The organism is Streptomyces solincola (assembly GCF_002982015.1).
GTDB lineage: Bacteria > Actinomycetota > Actinomycetes > Streptomycetales > Streptomycetaceae > Streptomyces > Streptomyces solincola.
In genome coordinates this window covers 1-3,780 of the sequence record NZ_PVLV01000208.1, presented here as the reverse complement: position 1 = coordinate 3,780, position 3,780 = coordinate 1, and the positions used below count along the sequence as shown (strand labels likewise).

Here is a 3,780-nt window from a genome sequence, read left to right as displayed (position 1 = left end):
CCCGGCGGACCCTCCGCAACCGGAACGACTACCAGGAACTGAGAACCATGGCTGACGAACCCCTCGTCCTCGGCATCGAGACCTCCTGCGACGAGACCGGCGTCGGCATCGTCCGGGGCACCACCCTGCTCGCCGACGCCATCGCCTCCAGCGTGGACACCCACGCCCGATTCGGCGGCGTGGTGCCCGAGATCGCCTCCCGGGTGCACCTGGAGGCGATGGTCCCGACCATCGAGCGGGCCCTGAAGGAAGCCGGTGTCTCCCCCCGCGACCTGGACGGCGTCGCGGTGACCGCCGGTCCGGGGCTCGCCGGCGCGCTGCTGGTCGGCGTCTCGGCCGCCAAGGCGTACGCCTACGCGCTGGGCAAGCCGCTGTACGGGGTGAACCACCTGGCCTCGCACATCTGCGTGGACCAGTTGGAGCACGGCAAGCTGCCCGAGCCGACGATGGCGCTGCTGGTCTCCGGCGGGCACTCCTCGCTGCTGCTGGCCCCCGACATCACCGCCGACGTGCGGCCGATGGGCGCGACCATCGACGACGCGGCCGGGGAGGCGTTCGACAAGATCGCCCGGGTGCTGGACCTCGGCTTCCCCGGCGGGCCGGTCATCGACCGGCTCGCGCGCGAGGGCGACCCGTCCGCCATCGCCTTCCCGCGCGGCCTGAGCGGGCCGCGCGACCCCGCGTACGACTTCTCGTTCTCCGGGCTGAAGACGGCCGTGGCCCGCTGGATCGAGGCGAAGCGCGCGGCCGGCGAGGAGGTGCCGGTGCGCGACGTGGCGGCCTCCTTCCAGGAGGCGGTGGTCGACGTGCTCACCCGCAAGGCGGTGCGCGCCTGCAAGGACCAGGGCGTCGACCACCTGATGATCGGCGGCGGGGTGGCGGCCAACTCCCGGCTGCGGGCCCTGGCCCAGGAGCGCTGCGAGCGGGCCGGCATCAGGCTGCGGGTGCCCCGCCCGAAGCTGTGCACCGACAACGGGGCGATGGTCGCCGCGCTCGGCGCGGAGATGGTCGCCCGCAACCGCCCGGCCTCCGACCTGGAGCTGCCCGCCGACTCCTCCCTCCCGGTCACCGACCCGCACGTCCCCGGGCACGCGCACTCCCACGACCACGTGCACGAGGTCAGCAAGGAGAACCTCTACCCGTGACCCTCACCCTGATGTGGGAGGCCCGGGCGGTGGACGGCCGGGGCGCGGAGCTGCTGTCCTGGGCCCGCGCCCAGCCCCTGCCGTCCGACCCGGCCCCGCTGCGCCGGGAGACCTTCACCGCCACCGGCGACCGGGTGCTGGTCCTGACCTGGTGGGACGCCGCCGACGGCGCGGAGGTCCCCGAACTCCCCGCCCCGCCCGCCGACCTCCTCGCCCGCCCGGTGCACCGCTGGCGCTTCACCTCCGTGGAGGTCGCGGGGGAGGCGTGGCGGCGCTGCGGATAGCCTCGGGCGCATGCCGAGCCGAACCCCGCTGCCGCCTCCGCCGCCGCCGTCCGCCCTGCGGAGCTGGCCGGACGAGGGGGCGCGGCTGGCCGACCGGGAGCGGGCGGTGGGCGAGCTGAGCGCCCGGCTGCTGGGCGGCCGGCGGCTCGGCGGGTATCTGCTGGTGCTGGCCGCGCTTCAGGCCGGGTGGGGGGTGTGCGGGCTGGGGCTGGTCGCCGTGCTGGACGGCTTCCACGACACCCTGACCAAGCTGGTGATCGCCCTCGTCGCCTCCCTCGGGCTGGTCGGGCTCGGCCTCGCGGTGTGGGGCGCGGCCGCCGGGGCGGGCCGGGACCGGGTGGCGCGGCGGCGGCTGCTGGCGTGGGCCGCGCTCGATCCCGTCCCGGTGCGCGATCCCCGGCTGCGTGCGCCGGGGCTGAGCCTGGTCTGGCTGCTGCTCGGCTTCGCCCAGTGCGCGGGCGGGCTGTGGCTCTGCTTCGCCGTCCCGGCCGCCGCCCGCCCCGGCTCCACCACCTTCGCCGAGGTCGTCCACGCCATGGGCGCCGGCCTGATCCTCTGGGTGAACGGCCTGCTCGGCGTGGGGAAGGCCGCCGGGCACTACCGGGTCGCCGTCCGGCTCGGAGCGCCGGCGAAAACCCGGTGACCGCACGGGCGGCGCGTCCGTAGGCTCCCCGGCATGGACGGGGAGCTGCTGAACGTGGTGGACGTGGAGGCGACCTGCTGGCCGGGGCAGCCGCCGCCGGGGGCGGTCAGCGAGATCATCGAGATCGGGCTGACCGTGGTGGACCTGGCGGCCGGTGAGCGCCGCGCCCGGCACCGGATCCTGGTCCGGCCCCAGCGGTCGGCGGTGAGCGCGTTCTGCACCGAGCTGACCGGGCTGACACCCGAGGAGGTCGCCCGCGGGACGAGCTTCGCCGAAGCGTGCCGGCTGCTGGCCGCCGAGCACCGGGCCGGCGAGCGGCCGTGGGCGAGCTGGGGCGACTACGACCGCAGGCAGTTCACCCGCCAGTGCGCCGCCACCCCCGTCCCGTACCCCTTCGGCCGCCGGCACACCAACGCCAAGGCGGTCTTCACCGAGGCGTACGGGCTGCGCAGGCGCCCCGGCATGGCCCAGGCGCTCGAGCTGGCCGGGCTGCCGCTGGAAGGCCGCCACCACCGGGGCGAGGACGACGCCTGGAACATCGCCGCACTGGTGCTGGACCTCGCCGCGCGGGGCGACTGGCTCAGTTCAGCGGGCGGCCCACCAGCATCACCGGGGCGCCGGCCGCACGGGTGAGGAAGACGGTGGCCGCGTTCGGGCCCTTCGGCTTCAGTCTGCGGCGCAGCTCCCCCGGTTCGACCGCCGAGCCCCGCTTCTTCACCGTCAGGGCGCCCACCTCGCGCTCACGCAGCAGGGCCTTCAGCCGCTTGAGGCTGAACGGGAGTTCGTCGGTGATCTCGTAGCCGGTGGCGTAGGGGGTGGGCACGGCGGTGTCGGTGGTGATGTACGCGATGGTGGCGTCGATCAGCCCGCCGGCCAGCTCCTCGGCCGCCTCCGCGACCAGGTGCGCCCGGATGACCGCGCCGTCCGGCTCGTACAGGTAGCGGCCGAGGGGCCTGACCGCCGGGTCGGGCAGGCCGCGGCCGGCCAGGGTGCGCGGGCCGGGCAGCAGGGTGGCGGTCACGGCGCCCGGCCGCGTACCGAACCAGAGCACCGCCTCCTTGACGTCGCCGCCGTCCGAGACCCATTCCGCCTCCGCCTCCGGCGGCACCGTCTCGTGCGGGATGCCGGGTGCGATCTTCAGTGCGGCGCGCCCGGCGGCGCGGGCCGCGCCGATCGCCCAGGACAGCGGCGGCGAGTACGCCTCCGGGTCGAAGATCCGGCCCCGGCCGCCGCGCCGCGCCGGGTCCACGAACACCGCGTCGTAGGCAGAGGTGTCCACCTCCGTGACGTCGGCCTGGCGCACCTCGACCAGGTCGGCGAGGCCCAGCGCGGCGGCGTTGGCGCGGGCGGCCGCCACCGCCGCCGGGTCGCGGTCCACCGCCAGCACCCGGATGCCGGCCCGGGCCAGCGCGATGGCGTCGCCGCCGATCCCGCCGCACAGGTCGGCCACGCTCCCCACGCCCAGCTCGGCGAAGCGCGCCGCCCGGTGCGCGGCCACCGCCGCACGGGTGGACTGCTCGACCCCGCCGGGCGTGAAGTACATCCGGTAGGCGTCCTCGGCGCCGAACTTGGCCACCGCCCGCTGCCGCAGCCTGGCCTGGGCGACCGCCGCGGTCACCAGCTCGGCCGGGTGCTCGCGGCGCAGCCTGGAGACCACCGCCAGCTCCTCGGACGGGGCGAAGTCCCGCAGCGCCGCGAGCACCCGGCC

At 76.3% G+C, this 3,780-nt stretch carries 5 protein-coding genes; 4 read left to right on the top strand and 1 reads right to left on the bottom strand.

Features of this window, described 5'->3' with window-relative positions; all coding sequences use genetic code 11:
• Positions 1-47 precede the first annotated feature (47 nt).
• The 4 genes from tsaD to C6N75_RS15145 are packed head-to-tail and all read left to right on the top strand — an operon-like array spanning position 48 to position 2,705.
• Positions 48-1,145: a tRNA (adenosine(37)-N6)-threonylcarbamoyltransferase complex transferase subunit TsaD gene (gene tsaD / locus C6N75_RS15160; RefSeq protein WP_105869432.1), complete on the top strand. Its 1,098-nt coding sequence runs from the start codon at positions 48-50 to the stop codon at positions 1,143-1,145.
• Positions 1,142-1,429: a hypothetical protein gene (locus C6N75_RS15155; protein ID WP_105869431.1), complete on the top strand. Its 288-nt coding sequence runs from the start codon at positions 1,142-1,144 to the stop codon at positions 1,427-1,429. The genes tsaD and C6N75_RS15155 overlap by 4 nt, the downstream gene beginning before the upstream one ends.
• Positions 1,430-1,439: 10 nt before the next feature.
• The gene (locus C6N75_RS15150) at positions 1,440-2,072 is read left to right on the top strand and encodes a hypothetical protein (protein ID WP_105869430.1); all 633 of its coding nucleotides are present in this window, start codon (positions 1,440-1,442) and stop codon (positions 2,070-2,072) included.
• Between the two features lie 33 nt (positions 2,073-2,105).
• Positions 2,106-2,705, top strand: a complete 600-nt coding sequence (locus tag C6N75_RS15145) for a 3'-5' exonuclease (RefSeq protein ID WP_105869429.1) — start codon at positions 2,106-2,108, stop codon at positions 2,703-2,705.
• Here the strand turns inward: C6N75_RS15145 and C6N75_RS15140 are convergent.
• The gene (locus tag C6N75_RS15140) at positions 2,653-3,774 is read right to left on the bottom strand and encodes a class I SAM-dependent methyltransferase (RefSeq protein ID WP_407703224.1); all 1,122 of its coding nucleotides are present in this window, start codon (positions 3,772-3,774) and stop codon (positions 2,653-2,655) included. The two genes, C6N75_RS15145 and C6N75_RS15140, sit on opposite strands and share 53 nt — an antisense overlap.
• Positions 3,775-3,780 lie beyond the last annotated feature (6 nt).

Coding starts and splice junctions, on each gene's coding strand:
- tsaD (WP_105869432.1), top strand. CDS start 48: ATGGCTGACGAACCCCTCGTCCTCGGCATCGAGACCTCCTGCGACGAG.
- C6N75_RS15150 (WP_105869430.1), top strand. CDS start 1,440: ATGCCGAGCCGAACCCCGCTGCCGCCTCCGCCGCCGCCGTCCGCCCTG.
- C6N75_RS15145 (WP_105869429.1), top strand. CDS start 2,106: ATGGACGGGGAGCTGCTGAACGTGGTGGACGTGGAGGCGACCTGCTGG.